The sequence below is a fragment of the Citrobacter sp. KTE30 genome, from assembly GCF_000398825.1.
Taxonomy (GTDB): domain Bacteria; phylum Pseudomonadota; class Gammaproteobacteria; order Enterobacterales; family Enterobacteriaceae; genus Citrobacter; species Citrobacter freundii.
This window is the reverse complement of record NZ_KB976055.1, coordinates 3,795,896-3,811,563: the sequence shown is the minus strand read 5'-3', so window position 1 is coordinate 3,811,563 and position 15,668 is coordinate 3,795,896. Positions and strand designations below refer to the sequence as shown.

Annotated in this window: 15 protein-coding genes and 1 other RNA gene; 8 read left to right on the top strand and 8 right to left on the bottom strand. The window is 53.6% G+C overall.

Annotation, left to right across the window (positions count from 1 at the left end):
• Positions 1–40: 40 nt before the first annotated feature.
• From fbaA to WC1_RS05155, 5 genes are all read left to right on the top strand, one after another.
• Entirely contained in the window at positions 41–1,120 is a 1,080-nt protein-coding gene (gene fbaA, locus WC1_RS05135) for a class II fructose-bisphosphate aldolase (RefSeq protein ID WP_003027029.1), read from the top strand.
• Between the two features lie 191 nt (positions 1,121–1,311).
• Complete coding sequence (locus WC1_RS05140) at positions 1,312–2,172, top strand: small-conductance mechanosensitive channel MscS (RefSeq protein ID WP_003027007.1); 861 nt, start codon at positions 1,312–1,314, stop codon at positions 2,170–2,172.
• Between the two features lie 150 nt (positions 2,173–2,322).
• A complete protein-coding gene (argO, locus tag WC1_RS05145; protein WP_003027005.1) occupies positions 2,323–2,958 on the top strand; it encodes an arginine exporter ArgO in 636 nt (211 codons plus the stop codon).
• Between the two features lie 93 nt (positions 2,959–3,051).
• Positions 3,052–3,798 (top strand): oxidative stress defense protein, encoded by a 747-nt coding sequence (locus WC1_RS05150; protein WP_003027002.1) that lies wholly within the window; start codon positions 3,052–3,054, stop codon positions 3,796–3,798.
• A 123-nt stretch (positions 3,799–3,921) separates the two neighbouring features.
• Entirely contained in the window at positions 3,922–4,818 is an 897-nt protein-coding gene (locus tag WC1_RS05155) for a LysR family transcriptional regulator SrsR (RefSeq protein ID WP_003026999.1), read from the top strand.
• Here WC1_RS05155 and WC1_RS05160 read toward each other — a convergent pair.
• From WC1_RS05160 to argP, 5 genes are all read right to left on the bottom strand, one after another.
• A complete protein-coding gene (locus WC1_RS05160; RefSeq protein WP_016150958.1) occupies positions 4,815–6,281 on the bottom strand; it encodes an acetyl-CoA hydrolase/transferase family protein in 1,467 nt (488 codons plus the stop codon). The genes WC1_RS05155 and WC1_RS05160 overlap by 4 nt on opposite strands.
• 24 nt (positions 6,282–6,305) lie before the next feature.
• Complete coding sequence (scpB, locus tag WC1_RS05165) at positions 6,306–7,091, bottom strand: methylmalonyl-CoA decarboxylase (protein ID WP_003026994.1); 786 nt, start codon at positions 7,089–7,091, stop codon at positions 6,306–6,308.
• Between the two features lie 10 nt (positions 7,092–7,101).
• The gene (gene meaB / locus WC1_RS05170) at positions 7,102–8,097 is read right to left on the bottom strand and encodes a methylmalonyl Co-A mutase-associated GTPase MeaB (protein ID WP_016150957.1); all 996 of its coding nucleotides are present in this window, start codon (positions 8,095–8,097) and stop codon (positions 7,102–7,104) included.
• Positions 8,090–10,234, bottom strand: a complete 2,145-nt coding sequence (gene scpA, locus WC1_RS05175; RefSeq protein WP_016150956.1) for a methylmalonyl-CoA mutase — start codon at positions 10,232–10,234, stop codon at positions 8,090–8,092. Before scpA ends, meaB begins: the two co-directional genes overlap by 8 nt.
• Before the next feature lie 232 nt (positions 10,235–10,466).
• Positions 10,467–11,360: a DNA-binding transcriptional regulator ArgP gene (gene argP, locus WC1_RS05180; RefSeq protein WP_003026988.1), complete on the bottom strand. Its 894-nt coding sequence runs from the start codon at positions 11,358–11,360 to the stop codon at positions 10,467–10,469.
• A gap of 170 nt (positions 11,361–11,530) precedes the next feature.
• On the opposite strand from argP, the gene rpiA reads away from it, so the two are divergent.
• Positions 11,531–12,190, top strand: coding sequence for a ribose-5-phosphate isomerase RpiA (gene rpiA / locus WC1_RS05185; RefSeq protein ID WP_003026986.1), 660 nt, complete (start codon positions 11,531–11,533; stop codon positions 12,188–12,190).
• Positions 12,191–12,461: 271 nt separating this feature from the next.
• The gene (gene serA, locus WC1_RS05190) at positions 12,462–13,694 is read left to right on the top strand and encodes a phosphoglycerate dehydrogenase (RefSeq protein ID WP_003026984.1); all 1,233 of its coding nucleotides are present in this window, start codon (positions 12,462–12,464) and stop codon (positions 13,692–13,694) included.
• 50 nt (positions 13,695–13,744) lie between these two features.
• On the opposite strand, the gene WC1_RS05195 is transcribed toward serA, so the two are convergent.
• From WC1_RS05195 to zapA, 3 genes are all read right to left on the bottom strand, one after another.
• Positions 13,745–14,341 carry a 5-formyltetrahydrofolate cyclo-ligase gene (locus WC1_RS05195; protein WP_016150955.1) on the bottom strand — a complete coding sequence of 199 codons (597 nt, stop codon included), beginning with the start codon at positions 14,339–14,341 and terminating at the stop codon, positions 13,745–13,747.
• 19 nt (positions 14,342–14,360) lie between these two features.
• Positions 14,361–14,544, bottom strand: a non-coding RNA gene (ssrS, locus tag WC1_RS24035) — 6S RNA.
• A gap of 41 nt (positions 14,545–14,585) precedes the next feature.
• Positions 14,586–14,915: a cell division protein ZapA gene (gene zapA, locus WC1_RS05200; RefSeq protein WP_003026980.1), complete on the bottom strand. Its 330-nt coding sequence runs from the start codon at positions 14,913–14,915 to the stop codon at positions 14,586–14,588.
• Between the two features lie 167 nt (positions 14,916–15,082).
• Between zapA and WC1_RS05205 the strand changes: the two genes are divergently transcribed.
• Positions 15,083–15,661: a YecA/YgfB family protein gene (locus WC1_RS05205; protein ID WP_003026978.1), complete on the top strand. Its 579-nt coding sequence runs from the start codon at positions 15,083–15,085 to the stop codon at positions 15,659–15,661.
• Positions 15,662–15,668: the final 7 nt, after the last annotated feature.

Genomic DNA, 15,668 nt, shown 5'->3' with positions numbered 1-15,668 from the left:
CGCGCGCCCTTTCCAAGGCCGAAGATACAGGACTCGTAAAATGTCTAAAATTTTTGATTTCGTAAAACCAGGCGTAATCACTGGTGATGACGTACAGAAAGTTTTCCAGGTAGCTAAAGAAAACAACTTTGCTCTGCCAGCTGTTAACTGCGTGGGTACCGACTCCATCAACGCCGTTTTGGAAACTGCTGCAAAAGTTAAAGCGCCGGTAATCGTACAATTCTCCAACGGTGGTGCTTCTTTCATCGCGGGTAAAGGCGTGAAGTCCGACGTTCCTCAGGGCGCTGCAATCCTGGGTGCTATCTCTGGCGCGCATCACGTTCACCAGATGGCTGAACACTACGGTGTTCCGGTTATCCTGCACACTGACCACTGCGCGAAGAAACTGCTGCCGTGGATCGACGGTCTGCTGGACGCGGGTGAAAAACACTTCGCAGCAACCGGCAAACCGCTGTTCTCTTCTCACATGATCGACCTGTCTGAAGAGTCTCTGGAAGAGAACATCGAAATCTGCTCCAAATACCTGGCGCGCATGTCCAAAATGGGCATGACTCTGGAAATCGAACTGGGTTGCACCGGTGGCGAAGAAGACGGTGTGGACAACAGCCACATGGACGCTTCTGCACTGTACACCCAGCCGGAAGACGTTGATTACGCATATACCGAGCTGAGCAAAATCAGCCCGCGTTTCACCATCGCAGCTTCCTTCGGTAACGTACACGGCGTTTACAAGCCGGGTAACGTCGTTCTGACCCCGACCATCCTGCGCGACTCTCAGGACTATGTTTCTAAGAAACATAACCTGCCGCACAACAGCCTGAACTTCGTCTTCCACGGCGGTTCCGGTTCTACTGCTCAGGAAATCAAAGACTCCGTAAGCTACGGCGTAGTGAAAATGAACATCGACACCGATACCCAATGGGCTACCTGGGAAGGCGTTCTGAACTACTACAAAGCAAACGAAGCTTACCTGCAGGGCCAGTTGGGTAACCCGAAAGGCGAAGATCAGCCGAACAAGAAATACTACGATCCGCGCGTATGGCTGCGTGCTGGTCAGGCAACCATGATCACCCGTCTGGAACAGGCTTTCAAAGAACTGAACGCGGTTGACGTTCTGTAATTTACGCAGTTCCACGTGACATGAGGCCCGCAAATGCGGGCCTTTTTTATTGCTATGTCAACGTTCTGCTGGCAGAGAATTCTGTGATCTGTTTGGCAAAATCCAGGTTTATTGTTTACCCTTGTCAGGTTGCCAGTCCCGTTAGGGCGGCTTTATTTCTCCCGTTTGGGTAAGCAAAAAAGGAATATTGAATGGAAGATTTGAATGTTGTCGACAGCATAAACGGTGCGGGCACCTGGCTGGTGCGCAACCAGGAACTGCTGTTGAGCTATGCCGTCAACATCGTTGCGGCCATCGCGATTGTCATTATCGGTATGATCGTGGCGCGCATTGTATCAAATACCGTTAACCGCCTGATGCTGGCGCGTAAAATTGATGCCACTGTTGCCGACTTCCTCTCTGCACTGGTGCGTTACGGTATTATCGCTTTCACGCTGATTGCCGCTCTGGGCCGCGTTGGGGTGCAAACAGCCTCCGTGATCGCCGTTCTCGGTGCCGCAGGTTTAGCCGTCGGTCTGGCGTTGCAAGGTTCGCTGTCCAACCTCGCCGCAGGTGTCCTGCTGGTAATGTTCCGTCCGTTCCGTGCGGGTGAGTATGTCGATCTCGGCGGCGTGGCTGGAACCGTGCTCAACGTGCAGATTTTCTCCACCACCATGCGTACCGTTGACGGTAAGATTGTAGTGATCCCGAACGGTAAAATTATTGCCGGGAACATCATTAACTTCTCTCGTGAGCCGGTTCGTCGTAACGAATTTATTATCGGCGTGGCTTACGACTCCGATATCGATCAGGTGAAAAAAATCCTCACTGATATCATTCAGTCGGAAGATCGCATTCTTAAAGACCGTGAAATGACGGTGCGCCTGAATGAGCTGGGGGCTTCCTCAATTAATTTTGTGGTACGCGTCTGGAGCAACAGCAGCGACCTGCAAAGCGTCTACTGGGACGTACTGGAGCGTATTAAGCGCGAGTTCGATGCCAACGGCATCAGCTTCCCTTATCCGCAGATGGATGTGAACTTCAAGCGTGTGAAAGAGCGCGCGGCAGAGTAATTACGCGCCCGGAGGCGCTTTTGCTTTCCGGGCCGATAAAAACTTTCTTTCCATTAATTTCCCTAATCTGCGATTAAAATTATCCATTTCCGCTAATGTTTTCCCCGCGCTATAGTCTGCTCCTAAGAGAAACAGTTCGGGATGATTAACGTGTTATCGTATTACTTTCAAGGGCTTGCACTTGGTGCGGCCATGATTCTTCCGCTTGGTCCGCAAAACGCCTTCGTGATGAACCAGGGCATTCGCCGCCAGTATCACATCATGATTGCTTTACTCTGTGCTATCAGCGATTTAGTGCTGATTTGTGCGGGGATCTTTGGCGGTAGCGCCTTGCTGATGCAGTCACCATGGCTAATGGCGCTGGTCACCTGGGGTGGGGTGGCTTTTTTACTCTGGTACGGTTTCGGGGCGTTAAAAACGGCGATGAGCAGTAATCTGGAACTGGCCAGTGCCGAGGTGATGAAGCAGGGGCGCTGGAAAATCATCGCCACCATGCTGGCGGTGACATGGCTCAATCCCCATGTTTACCTGGATACCTTTGTGGTGCTGGGGAGTCTGGGGGGGCAACTGGACGTTGAGCCGAAGCGCTGGTTTGCGCTGGGAACCGTCAGCGCTTCGTTCCTGTGGTTTTTCGGTCTGGCATTGCTGGCGGCCTGGCTGGCTCCGCGTCTGCGCACTGCTAAAGCGCAGCGCATCATCAATACGTTGGTAGGATTAGTGATGTGGTTTATTGCTTTTCAACTGGCAAAAGAAGGTGTTGCGCACGTTCATGCGTTGTTCAACTAAGTGTTGTCTGATGGACAACGCAGCGAGATCGTCTAAGCTTGCCTGCATGTGCCCTGAGTTTCGGGGTAATTATTGAAACATGGAGGAACGACCGTGAAGTTCAAAATAATGGCCCTGGCGGCATTAGTCGGATTCAGCGCACTATCGGTACAGGCAAATGAGTTGCCAAATGGACCGCACATCGTGACTTCCGGAACAGCAAGCGTGGATGCGACACCAGACATAGCTACGCTGGCAATTGAAGTGAACGTTGCTGCCAAGGATGCGGCTTCAGCGAAGAAGCAGGCCGATGAGCGCGTGGCGCAATATCTGTCCTTCCTTGAACAGAACCAGATAGCGAAGAAAGACATTAGCGCTGCAAACCTGCGTACCCAGCCGGATTACGACTACCAGAACGGTAAAAGTATCCTCAAAGGGTATCGTGCGGTGCGCACCGTTGAAGTCACGCTGCGCCAGCTGGACAAACTTAACGCTCTGCTCGATGGCGCGCTGAAGGCTGGTCTGAATGAGATCCGTTCGGTATCGCTTGGTGTTGCCCAACCGGATGCTTACAAAGATAAAGCGCGTAAAGCGGCAATTGATGATGCTATTCATCAGGCAGAGCAACTGGCTGCGGGCTTCAATAGCAAACTTGGCCCGGTGTACAGCGTGCGCTACCACGTTTCCAATTATCAGCCGAGCCCGATGGTACGGATGATGAAAGCAGATGCCGCACCTGCTGCTTCTGCTCAGGAAACCTACGAACAGCCGGTTATTCAGTTTGACGATCAGGTTGATGTCGTCTTCCAGATTGAGCCGACGGCGGGGCAACCAGCCGCAACGCCAGCCAAAACTCAGTAATTGTTGCAGACCCGGCTTTCCAGCCGGGTTTTTTCTGTGAGCAACTGTAAAAATGAGACTTCACATCCGGTCTTTTTTTTCGCCGTAATGAGGATAGGCCATAGCGATTTTTAAGGGGACGCTATGGATATTTTTATCTCGAAAAAGATGCGTAATTTCATTCTGCTGGCGCAAACCAATAACATCGCCAGAGCGGCAGAAAAAATACATATGACCGCATCGCCCTTCGGTAAAAGCATTGCTGCACTGGAAGATCAAATCGGTTATACGCTGTTTACCCGCAAAGATAACAACATCAGCCTGAATAAAGCAGGACAAGAGCTGTATCAGAAGCTATTTCCCGTTTATCAGCGTCTCTCTGCCATTGATAACGAAATCCATAACGCCTCTCGCCGCTCGCGGGAAATCGTTATCGGCATCGACAATACCTACCCGACGATTATTTTTGACCAGTTGATTAGCCTTGGTGACAAGTATGACGGTGTGACGGCTCAGGCCGTTGAATTCAGTGAGAATGGGGTGATTGATAACCTGTTCGATCGCAAACTGGATTTTATTATCTCGCCGCAGCACGTTTCCCCCCGCGTGCAGGAGCTGGAAAATCTGGCGATCAGCGAACTGCCTCCGCTGCGTCTGGGGTTTCTCGTTTCCCGGCGCTATGAAGAAAAACAGCCGCAGGATCTGCTGCGCGAGCTGCCCTGGCTGCAAATGCGCTTCCAGAATCGCGCCAACTTTGAGGCGATGCTGGATGCATACATGCGACCCTGCGGGATCAACCCGACGATTATCTATCGTCCGTACAGCTTTATGGCGAAGATTAGCGCGGTGGAGCGCGGGCAGTTTTTGACGGTGATCCCTCACTTCGCCTGGCGGCTGGTGAACCCGTCGACACTGAAATATTTCGACGCGCCCGGCAGCCCCATGTATATGCAGGAGTTTCTCTATTCGCTGAAAAATCATCGCTATACCGCCACCATGCTCCAGCATATTGCTGAAGATCGTGACGGTAGTGCAAGTTAACCTAGCATCGAGCCTGTTTCGAGAAGGTTGCGATGCAGATCGAACGCATGGCTGAGATCGTGATGGATATGCCCGCCGGGCGCTTTTTCCAGATAGCGGTGCAAGTAATCTCTGTAAAGCGGATGCGCACAGTTATTGATAATCGTGTGCGCCCGCTGCATCGGAGATAACCCACGCAGATCGGCAATCCCTTGTTCGGTCACGATCACTTTAACGCTATGTTCGCTGTGGTCGACATGGCTGCACATCGGTACGATGGTTGAGATTTTCCCGCCTTTGGCAATCGACGGCGCCATAAAGATAGACAGGTAGGCGTTGCGCTCGAAGTCCCCGCTGCCGCCGATGCCATTCATCAGGTTCACCCCCGCAACGTGCGTGGAATTGGCATGACCGTAGATATCAAACTCCAGACCGACGTTGAGCGCAATAACCCCCAGCCGACGAATGATTTCCGGGTTATTGGAGATCTCTTGCGGGCGCAACACAATCCGGCTGGCGAAGAAGTCCATGTTGTCGTAAATCTTCTGTAGCGACGGGGCTGAAATGGTCAGGCTGGAGGCGCTGGCACCGGTTATCTTGCCCGTTTCCAGCAGATGCACCACCGACTCCTGCAACACCTCCGAATACATCATAAAGGGCGGGATATCCGGGTTCTCGCCCAGTCGAGCCATTACCGCGTTGTTGATATTGCCCACCCCGCTTTGTAAGGGCAGAAACTCAGCTGGAATGCGTTTGTGCGCCATTTCTGCCAGCAGAAAAGAGACTACGTTATCGGCAATTTGTTGGCTGACCGGATTGGTTTTATCCGATGCATTTCCTGCATCGGGCAGTTCGGTATCCACCACCGCAACCACCTTTTTGGGGTCTATCTGAACGCACTGACTGCCTACGCGATCCATGGTATGAAAAATGGGTACGCTGTTACGCCGCGGCGGCGCACCGGGTATCACGATGTCGGCAAACTCCGCCACACGCGGATTATGGTAATGATTCAATTCAATGATCACTTTTTTCGCCCGCAGCAGCCAGGTGGGGGCATTACCGATACCGCTGGACAGCCAAATCCGGCCATCCGGCGCGATGGCTGAGGCTTCAATGACGGCAACATCGATCTCGCCAAAAAAGCCGTAATTAACCATTTGCGCCACTTCGCTCAAATGGAGATCGACAAACCTCACCTGGCCCTGATTAATTTTGTCGCGCAGGCCCGATGACGTTTGATAAGGCGCACGCCAGGAAACGGCATCCGCCGCGGATAGTACGTCATCAGCGGCGGCGCCAATTGATGCTCCGGTCAGCAGGCGGATCTGAAAAGGCTGTCCGTTCTGATGCTGTTCGCAGGCACGTTGGGCAATTGCGGTGGGTAACGCTTTTGGCGAACCCGCGGGGGTAAAGCCGCTAAACGCCACCATATCATCGTGCTGGATAATTTCTGCCGCCTGTTCGGCGCTCATCCGTTTCATGGCCGTCTCCTTCCTCAGACGTGATTAATGGCCGACAAAATTAGGTTTACGTTTTTCCATAAACGCGTTCATCCCTTCCTGATAATCCTCGCTGTCGTACACCGCGCGGCGCATGCCCTGAATGCGCTCGAACTCATCGGAATTCATGGTGTGCGCTTCACCCAGCACGCGCAGCTCTTCTTTAATGACGGCGATCGCCAGCGGCGCTTTCTCCGAGATGTGGTGCGCCATTTGCAGAGTGAAATCCTCCAGTTCGTCTACAGGAACCACATGGTTGAGGATCCCGACGGCCATCGCACGCTGAGCGGTAATCGGTGAGGCGGTAAAGATCAGCTCTTTCACGATGTGAAAACCGGCGTCGCGAGTCAGGTTGTGGATGCCGACCAGGTTATACGGCACGCCGAGGTTGACCGGGGTCATCGAGAAGGTGGATGTTTCAGCGGCGATGATCAGATCGGAACTCATGATCATCTCAAATGCGCCGCCCCAGACGCTGCCTTCAACCATAGAGATCACCGGTTTTGGATATTTTTGGATCATGCGGGTTATCTGACGCAGCGGATCGTCATAGGAGAGCGGATCGCGACGTCCGGTCGGGAGTTCATGAATATCATGCCCGGCGGAGAAAACTTTGGCTCCACTCGGAGCGCGCAGAATGATGCAGCGAATGTCCGCACGATTGAGATCGCTCAGCGCCTGCATCAGATCGTCAATAAACACTTTACTCAGGGCATTGAGCTTGCGGGCGTAATTGAACTCAATAACCGCGACTTTCTGGATGATGACCACGTTGACGTATTGATAAGACATAATGTTCTCTTTATTGAAAGTAATGATGCTGGATAAATTCGCTGATGTGCCGCAGACCGGTGCGCGGCGACAGATCGTTATTTTTGACAGCCTGCAGCGTCTGCTGGAAATAGCGGTCGAAATCAGTCCGCGCAAACAGCAGATGTAGGGCTTCTTCTTCAGCCTGCTGGTGTAACCAGTCCACCGCCTGCTGCTGGCGGACTTTTTCCAGTCGACCGCTGGCAGTAAGGCACGTTTTAAAGTCGGTTATCGCCTGCCAGACCTCCTCAATACCGCGTTTTTCCAGGGCGCTACAGGTCAGAACCAGCGGCTGCCACTCGTCATATTTACGGCGCAGAATATGCAGGGCGGATTCGTACATATGACGGGCGATGGCCACGCTGGCATGGTTCTCGCCGTCGTCCTTATTGATGACGACCAGATCCGCCATTTCCATCAGACCTTTTTTGATGCCTTGCAAATCGTCGCCACCGCCGGCGATTTGCAGGGAGATAAAGCAATCCACCATGCCTGCGACTTCGGTTTCTGACTGCCCAACGCCGACGGTTTCTACAATCACCACGTCAAAGCCAGCCGCTTCGCACAACAGCATTAATTCGCGGGCGCGCTGGCTGGCTCCGCCTAAATGACCGCTGGAAGGGACCGGGCGAATAAACGCAGATTCGGCGCGAGACAGCTCCGTCATGCGGGTTTTATCGCCAAGAATGCTGCCGCCGCTGACCGGGCTGCTGGGATCGACGGCGATCACCGCCACCCGTAATCCGTGACGGATTAACAGCATGCCGAATGCTTCCAGAAAGGTGCTTTTGCCCGCGCCCGGCGTACCGGTTATCCCCAAACGCAGGGCGTTACCGGTGAACGGCATAATTGCGTCCAGCAACTGCGTACTCAGCGGCTGGTGGCGCGGGTGGCTGCTTTCGACCAGCGTCATCGCCTGGGCGAGCGTAGCCCGTTCGCCAATTCGCAAGCGGCGGACGGTATCCTCAAGCGTGGCGGCGTTAATCATGATGCTGACTGATACGGGTTAACACATCGCGGACGCTGTCGAGCATTGGCGTGCCGGGGCCATAAATGGCAGCCACACCATGCTCGTGCAGGAAGGCGTAATCCTGTGGCGGAATAACGCCTCCTGCTACCACGCAGATATCTTCACGCCCCCATTTTTTGAGCGCGGTAACCAGTTCCGGGATCAGCGTTTTATGACCTGCCGCCAGTGACGATGCGCCTATTACATGCACATCGTTTTCTACTGCCAGACGGGCGATCTCTTCTGGTGTGGAGAACATCGGACTGAGATCGACATCGAAGCCGAGATCGGAGTAGGCGCTGGCGATCACTTTCGCGCCGCGATCGTGACCATCCTGGCCCATCTTGGCGATCAGGATCCTCGGTCGGCGACCATTTTCCGCGAGGAACTGTTCGGTTTGCGCAACGATGGCGTCGAACTCATCGGCGTATTTGTCGGACTGGTGATAGCTTTGCGCAATCACGCCGGTGACGCACTGGCTGGGAACCAGATAGCGGTCAAAAGCGGTTTCCAGCGCGTCGGAGATCTCACCGAGCGTGGCGCGAACGCGGGCGGCGTTAACGGCGGCGGCCAGCAGATTTTCATTATGCTGCGCGGCGTGGGTCAGCGCCGCGAGCGCGGCATTGACGGCATCTGTGTCACGAGTTGCACGGATATGCTGCAACGAGGCAATTTGCTCGTTGCGCACCTTCACGTTGTCGATCTCCAGTACCGACGTTTCGTCTTCTTTATCCAGCTTGTATTTGTTCACGCCGACGATAACGCGTTTACCCTGGTCGATCAGCGACTGCTCGCGCGCGGAAGCTTCTTCGATCATCCGTTTAGGGAGCCCGGCTTCGATCGCTTTCGCCATGCCGCCTGCCTCATCAATTTGTTTGATGATCGTGCGCGCCTGCTTCACGATTTGATCGGTGAGCGACTCGACGTAATACGATCCGGCCAGCGGATCGACGGTGCGGCAGATCTCTGACTCTTCCTGAATGATGATCTGTGTATTACGTGCGATGCGGGCGGAGAAATCGGTGGGTAGCCCGAGCGCCTCATCAAAGGCGTTGGTATGCAGAGACTGGGTGCCGCCAAGCGTAGCGCCGAGCGCTTCAATGGTTGTTCGGATCACGTTGTTGTAAGGATCCTGCTCGGTCAGACTCCAGCCGGAGGTCTGGCAGTGGGTACGCAGAGCGAGAGATTTCGGGTTGTTTGCGCCAAAACCGCTGACTGCTTCGCTCCACAAATAGCGAGCCGCGCGCAGCATGGCGACGTTCATAAACAGATCCATGCCGATGCCGAAGAAGAATGACAGGCGCGGCGCGAAGTCATCAATTTTCGGCCCGGCAGACAGCGCGGCTTTGATGTACTCAATGCCGTCAGCCAGCGTAAACGCCACCTGCTGGATGCAGTTCGCCCCGGCTTCCCCCATGTGATAACCGCTTATACTGATGGTGTTATAGCGCGGCATATTGGCGGAACACCAGGCGATGATGTCGGCGATGATGCGCATTGAAGGTTTTGGCGGGTAAATGTAGGTGTTGCGGCACAGGTACTCTTTCAGAATATCGTTCTGAATGGTCCCGGTGAGTTGCTCCGGCTTTACGCCTTGTTCTTCTGCAGCGACGATATAAAACGCCAGTACCGGCAGCACCGCGCCGTTCATGGTCATTGATACCGACATCTTATCCAGCGGAATCTGGTCGAACAGTACCTTCATATCTTCGACAGTATCGATCGCCACGCCCGCTTTGCCGACGTCGCCTGCCACGCGCGGGTTGTCAGAGTCATAGCCGCGATGGGTGGCAAGGTCAAAGGCGACGGAAAGTCCTTTTTGCCCGGCGGCGAGGTTGCGGCGGTAAAAGGCGTTGGACTCTTTGGCGGTAGAGAAACCAGCGTACTGGCGAATGGTCCACGGTTGCGCGGTATACATGGTGGCGCGTGGGCCACGCACGTAAGGCGGTAGGCCGGGAAGAGTGCCCGTGACTTCCAGATTATCGAGGTCCGCTTCAGTGTACAGCGGCTTGATGGCAATTCCTTCCGCCGTCTGTCTTTCCAGCGATTCGACGGTTTTTTCCCGTCGACTGAGTTCTTTATTAGCGAGTGTTTGCCACTCCTGCACATTTGCCATTTTTTGCTCCGTATTACGCAATAAGTTGAATCTTTGCGGATACGGTGAGCTTTTTCATTTGGCTTGTCGCCAGCAAAAAATAGCCAACAGGGCGTCGTTTTTTGCCGCATGGCGTGTTTGATTTTGTGATTTATTTCAAAGACGTGGCGGGAATAGCATGAATAGAGGGTAAAGGCTTGTCGGCCGGATAAGGCGTTACGCCGCCATCCGGCACTCTGGAGCAATAAACGGTTTAATCCTGGCGCAACACCTTGTGCCCGTATTCCAGCAGCGCATCGGTAACGTTGCGCATCATGCGGCTTTCCGGTGCAAAACGGTGCCAGTACAGCATCCGACGCTGGAACAGACCTGGCGTTAAGTCGATCAGCTCGCCGCTTTCCAGCTCTTTCTCAATCTGTAAGTGCGGGATCATGCAGCAGGTGGTGCCCTGACGCGCCAACTGGACGAAGGCTTCAGACGAGTTAACGATGTGGCACGGCACGCTGCCCGGCGGCAGGTCGAAGTTTTGTTGCAGGAACGCCTGATGCATATCATCAAGATGGTCAAACGCTACCGCCGGGGCTTTCAGCAGGGCGGAGCGGGTGACGCCGTTAGGGAAATAACGCTCGGCGAAAGGTTTGGAGCCAACAAACAGGTAGTCCAGCGCGCCAAGTTTATCCACCAGACAGCTTGGCAGCGCCTGATGTTGGATACTCACCGCACCGACCACTTCACCACGACGCAGACGTTCCTGGGTGCGCGTTTCATCCTCAACCTGCAGGTTCAGCCGAATCGGTGAATTGGCCAGTACCGGGGCTAACGCCGGAAGCAACCAGGTCGCCAGACTGTCGGCGTTCACTGCCAGTGAGAGCAGCAGCGGCGTCGATCCGGTTTGTTCATCACCCAGCCACTCGTCTTCCAGCAGTTCAACCTGACGCAAAAGTGCCAGTAGTTTCTGCCCCTGTTCGGTTGGGCGTGGTGGTACGGTACGCACCAGCAGCGGTTGTCCGAACATATTCTCAAGCTGTTTTATGCGCTGTGAAACCGCGGATTGCGTGATGCACAGCTTTTGCGCCGCGCGCTCAAATCCTCGTTCACGAATAACCGCATCCAGTGCTTGTAGTGTTCTGTAGTCCGGACGTTTCATTGCTTTGACGCACTCCTGAAAATTTTGCTTGTTCTGCACTATGACACAAATTTAGGTTGGGTAAAGACGAAATCCGCCGCTTGCGAGCGGGTGTGGGGACATTTTTCTGCACAATGTTCTATAATGCGCGTGAATTTTCCCACCATATTCACACCACAGGCGAAACGATCATGACGCAGGATGAACTGAAAAAAGCAGTAGGATGGGCGGCACTTCAGTATGTACAGCCCGGTACCATTGTGGGCGTAGGTACAGGTTCAACAGCCGCACACTTTATTGATGCGCTGGGCACAATGAAAGGTCAGATTGAAGGTGCGGTATCCAGTTCGGACGCTTCAACCGAAAAACTCAAAAGCCTTGGCATCCACGTGTTCGATCTTAACGAAGTTGATAGTCTCGGCGTATACGTTGATGGCGCGGATGAAATCAATGGCCATATGCAGATGATCAAGGGCGGCGGTGCAGCGTTGACCCGTGAAAAAATCATTGCTTCCGTGGCGAAGAAATTTATCTGCATCGCGGATGCGTCCAAAGAAGTCGACATTCTCGGCAACTTCCCGCTGCCGGTTGAAGTGATCCCAATGGCGCGCAGCGCTGTGGCTCGCCAGTTGGTGAAGCTGGGCGGTCGTCCTGAATACCGTCAGGGCGTAGTGACGGACAACGGCAACGTGATCCTTGATGTACACGGTCTGGAGATCCTTGACGCCGTGGCCATGGAAAACGCCATCAATGCGATTCCGGGCGTGGTAACCGTCGGTCTGTTTGCCAACCGTGGTGCGGATGTCGCGCTGATCGGTACCCCAGACGGCGTGAAAACTATCGTAAAATGATCTGATGGGAGTGTCTTCTCCCGTTAAAAAAATTTTGGCAGGGCAAATTTGGTGACTTGTGTCACGTTTATAATATTGTCCTGCCGATCTCTCCAAAGAAAAAGTTATCGCCAGTATTTTCCTCTGACATTTCTCTCTGAATGACATTTCTTCAGCACGGCGACGCAAACGTTCATATTGCCGCAATATTATTTTTTGATATGTTGAAGAGGCGGATGAAAATCCCACACACAACACATCAGTTTGAACAAAAAAAGACAGGGTCGGGGAAATGGCAAAGGTATCACTGGAGAAAGATAAGATTAAATTTCTGCTGGTAGAAGGCGTGCATCAAAAAGCACTCGAAAGCCTTCGTGCAGCAGGTTATACCAACATCGAGTTTCACAAAGGCGCTCTGGACACTGAACAACTGAAAGAGTCCATCCGTGATGCCCACTTCATTGGCCTGCGATCCCGTACCCATCTGACTGAAGATGTGATTGACGCCGCAGAGAAACTGGTCGCGATTGGCTGCTTCTGTATCGGCACCAACCAGGTTGATCTGACCGCTGCGGCAAAGCGCGGGATCCCCGTGTTTAACGCGCCATTCTCTAACACGCGTTCCGTTGCGGAACTGGTGATTGGCGAACTGCTTCTCCTGCTACGCGGTGTACCCGAAGCGAACGCCAAAGCACACCGCGGCGTGTGGAACAAACTGGCTACCGGCTCCTTTGAAGCGCGTGGCAAAAAACTGGGGATCATCGGCTACGGCCACATTGGTACTCAGCTAGGCATTCTGGCGGAATCGCTGGGGATGCATGTCTATTTCTATGATATAGAAAATAAACTCCCACTTGGCAACGCCACGCAGGTGCAGCATCTTTCCGACCTGCTCAATATGAGCGACGTGGTCAGTTTGCACGTACCGGAAAATGCCTCCACCAAAAATCTAATGGGCGCGCGTGAGATTGCGTTGATGAAACCAGGCGCGCTGCTGATTAACGCCGCACGTGGTACGGTTGTTGATATTCCTGCGCTGTGCGACGCGTTAGCGACCAAGCACCTGGCAGGGGCGGCAATCGACGTATTCCCAACCGAGCCGGCAACCAACAGCGATCCTTTCACTTCGCCACTGTGTGATTTCGACAACGTGATCCTGACGCCGCACATTGGTGGTTCAACACTGGAAGCGCAGGAAAACATCGGTCTGGAAGTGGCTGGGAAACTGACCAAGTATTCCGATAACGGCTCTACGCTGTCTGCAGTTAACTTCCCGGAAGTTTCGCTGCCGCTACACGGCGGTCGTCGTCTGATGCACATTCACGAAAACCGTCCGGGCGTACTGACCGCGCTGAACCAGATTTTTGCCGAGCAGGGCGTCAACATTGCCGCACAGTATCTGCAGACTTCCGCACAGGTAGGTTACGTGGTTATTGATATTGAAGCGGATGAAGATGTGGCGGAGAAAGCGTTGCTGGCGATGAAAGCTCTTCCGGGTACTATTCGTGCTCGTCTGCTGTACTGATTTCCTTTTAACGGGCAGGCTGCTGGCCTGCCCGCATGTTCCATGTTTTCCTACCACGCCCAAATTTTGGACGGCGTCACCACCGCAGGCAGCGGGATATCCCATTCTTCGACAGGCAGCTTTTCCACTCGCTGACAATCGTGCGCGTAGCCTACGGGCTGGATCTTATGCTGCTGCCAGTTTTGTAACGTGCGGTCATAAAATCCGCCGCCCATGCCCAGGCGTTGCCCATATTCATCAAACGCCACTAGCGGCGTAATCAGTACATCCAGCTGTGACAGCGGTAATACGTCACGTACATCAAGTCGTGGTTCCTGGATCTTTAAGCGATTGGTTACCAGGTCGCTATGCGGATGATAGTGCAGGAACAGCAAATTACCGGTGCTGAAGGGATGAAGAACCGGAAGATAAACGCGCTTGCCCGCTCGCCACAGCTGATCTATTAGCGGCTGGGTATCGAGTTCGCCATCGAACGAGAGGAATACTGCCACCGTATGAGCGAGTACAACAGGGGGAAAGCTGAGCATTCGGGTCGCGGCTTGCTGACCGTATTGTCGTTGCTGTTCGGAGGTAAGCGCACGACGACGCTGCCGAATCAGTTGACGAATTTCTTGCCGGGATAAAGAGAGTTCAGAAAGTAATGTCATGGCTGTTGCCAGGTAGAAGGGAATCTCCGAGATGCCGCCGCAGGCTGTAACCCTTGAACCCTTGGTTCAAGGTGAATGTGTCGTCACAGTTTTAAGGCTTCTCGGACGGGCCGAGCATGCTCACCAACCGTGGAGCGCCACATTCTTGTGGTATGAAATATCGGCTCAGGGGACTGGCCCGCTTGCAAACATCTCAGAGAAATTTTGTCTTCACGGTCACTCTACCACAGTAAACCGAAAAGTGTTATTCAAAGTTTTGGCCCGTTTTTTCGGTTATGCGACCCTGATCAAGCAACGCCTGTTCGATGGTCTGTTGTAGCATCCGAATACGTTGTTCCATGCTCGCCGCGTACTCACGCGTCTTCGCTTTTTCCTGAGTTAATTCATAGCTGATGTTCAACGCGGCGATGAAAACCAACTGCTCAGTATTTGTGACTCTAGTGCGAACTTTCAGATCTTGCAATCGCTGATTGAGATCGTCAGCAGCCTGATTCAACGCATCCCTTTGTTCAGGCGGGCAATTCACTCGCAGTGAACGGCCAAATATTTGGATATCGACGGGTTGTGCAGACATGCCACCTTCCTGCTGATTGACTGCGCTGCCTTCGTCTCCAGACCGTGGGTCCGCGAAGGGGCGACACTATAGCTACCCTGGTATCAAGATACAAGCCCTTTTCTGGTCCACCAGGGTCCAAAGTGGTAGCATACCATGAATATTCCTCCCTTTGATGACGAATGCTTATGTCTATACAGAACGAAATGCCTGGTTACAACGAAGTTAGCCAGTTTTTGAACCAACAAGGGGCTGGATTAACCCCGGCCGAAATGCACGGCTTGATAAGCGGAATGATTTGTGGTGGAAACAACGACAGCTCATGGCAGCCGCTGTTGCACGACCTGACGAACGAAGGCCTGGCCTTTGGTCACGAGCTGGCTCAGGCGCTGCTGAAAATGCACTCTGCCACCAGCGATGCCCTCGAAGACGACGGCTTCCTTTTTCAGCTTTATCTGCCTGAAGGGGATGACGTCAGCGTGTTCGATCGCGCCGATGCGCTGGCGGGATGGGTAAACCACTTTTTGCTGGGTCTTGGCGTCACGCAGCCGAAGCTCGACAAAGTAACCGGCGAAACCGGGGAAGCGATTGACGACCTGCGCAATATCGCGCAGTTAGGGTATGACGAAGACGAAGATCAGGAAGAGCTGGAAATGTCGCTCGAAGAGATCATCGAATACGTGCGCGTAGCCGCTTTGCTGTGTCATGACACGTTTACGCGTCAGCAGCCGACTGCGCCGGAAGTCCGTAAACCGACTCTGCACTAAGAACGAA

Bases quoted from the DNA above. Each gene is read 5' to 3' on its own strand.
- serA (WP_003026984.1), top strand. From the start codon at position 12,462: ATGGCAAAGGTATCACTGGAGAAAGATAAGATTAAATTTCTGCTGGTA.
- WC1_RS05140 (WP_003027007.1), top strand. From the start codon at position 1,312: ATGGAAGATTTGAATGTTGTCGACAGCATAAACGGTGCGGGCACCTGG.
- WC1_RS05160 (WP_016150958.1), bottom strand. From the start codon at position 6,281: ATGAAACGGATGAGCGCCGAACAGGCGGCAGAAATTATCCAGCACGAT.
- WC1_RS05155 (WP_003026999.1), top strand. From the start codon at position 3,922: ATGGATATTTTTATCTCGAAAAAGATGCGTAATTTCATTCTGCTGGCG.
- WC1_RS05195 (WP_016150955.1), bottom strand. From the start codon at position 14,341: ATGACATTACTTTCTGAACTCTCTTTATCCCGGCAAGAAATTCGTCAA.
- fbaA (WP_003027029.1), top strand. From the start codon at position 41: ATGTCTAAAATTTTTGATTTCGTAAAACCAGGCGTAATCACTGGTGAT.
- argP (WP_003026988.1), bottom strand. From the start codon at position 11,360: ATGAAACGTCCGGACTACAGAACACTACAAGCACTGGATGCGGTTATT.
- scpA (WP_016150956.1), bottom strand. From the start codon at position 10,234: ATGGCAAATGTGCAGGAGTGGCAAACACTCGCTAATAAAGAACTCAGT.
- rpiA (WP_003026986.1), top strand. From the start codon at position 11,531: ATGACGCAGGATGAACTGAAAAAAGCAGTAGGATGGGCGGCACTTCAG.
- scpB (WP_003026994.1), bottom strand. From the start codon at position 7,091: ATGTCTTATCAATACGTCAACGTGGTCATCATCCAGAAAGTCGCGGTT.
- WC1_RS05205 (WP_003026978.1), top strand. From the start codon at position 15,083: ATGTCTATACAGAACGAAATGCCTGGTTACAACGAAGTTAGCCAGTTT.
- zapA (WP_003026980.1), bottom strand. From the start codon at position 14,915: ATGTCTGCACAACCCGTCGATATCCAAATATTTGGCCGTTCACTGCGA.
- meaB (WP_016150957.1), bottom strand. From the start codon at position 8,097: ATGATTAACGCCGCCACGCTTGAGGATACCGTCCGCCGCTTGCGAATT.